General features: G+C 52.6%; 1 protein-coding gene. It reads right to left on the bottom strand.

All coding sequences use genetic code 11. The features are described 5' to 3' along the window. Positions 1 to 89: 89 nt before the first annotated feature. On the bottom strand, positions 90 to 782 hold a 693-nt coding region (locus VJI93_RS08300; protein WP_324009245.1), incomplete at its 5' end, for a hypothetical protein.

The raw sequence follows: 782 nt of genomic DNA on the forward strand, positions 1-782 counted from the left end.
TTTCTAGGTCCTTATATTCCTCACTGTACAAACTATGGGCCTTCCGGCCTGACACTGAGCGGGTGGTCTCAGGTGAAAGGCCCACAGCATTAGCCTAAGGTATTGACATTATCAGGTGTCTGCGCCAGAAGCTGCTGATCGGTACTGAGACCAAGCAAGCGCCGAGCTTCATCTCGAGAGAGGAGAGGTTCCGCTGTTACAGCAGGCTTTGCCTCACTAGTAACCTTGCCTAGTGCGTCTGTAGTGGCGGGCACAGCCTCCTTGAGGATAATGGGCTGCAGACCCTTCTGCACATTGGCAAGTGTGCGTGCAGTCTGCGCACCCGTCTGGGCTTGTTCCATTGGACTCTGCCGATAAGCACTAGGCCACAGAAGCTTGATGGCGTTGACATCCATCGTGTACACTTCATATTCATTGAGCCAGCGGAGCAATGGCCATAGAATATTCGGCACAGCATGTGTGGTGCGGTAATCTTCTACACGTTCAGCCCAATTGCCTCGGTCTTGGGTAGATGCAAGCTGTCCAGCCTCAGAACCGACCAGAATACGCTTTGGGATACCGGTAGAACCAGCAATCATGGTCAGAAGCGTATTGAATGCACCCGATGGATCAGCAACTGCTGCCCCTAACGACTTAACCGTGACACCACGGGTACGAATCGTGCGCCGAAGATTATGCTGGTATTCATCCAGTTCCTCGGACAGATTCTTCTCGTCATCTGGATCCATGTCCAGTTCTTTGTCAACGTCTGCATGCAAGCCCTGATAGGCAGTCCGCCAATA

Source organism: Parvimonas sp. M20 (assembly GCF_035282425.1).
Taxonomy (GTDB): Bacteria; Bacillota; Clostridia; order Tissierellales; family Peptoniphilaceae; genus Parvimonas.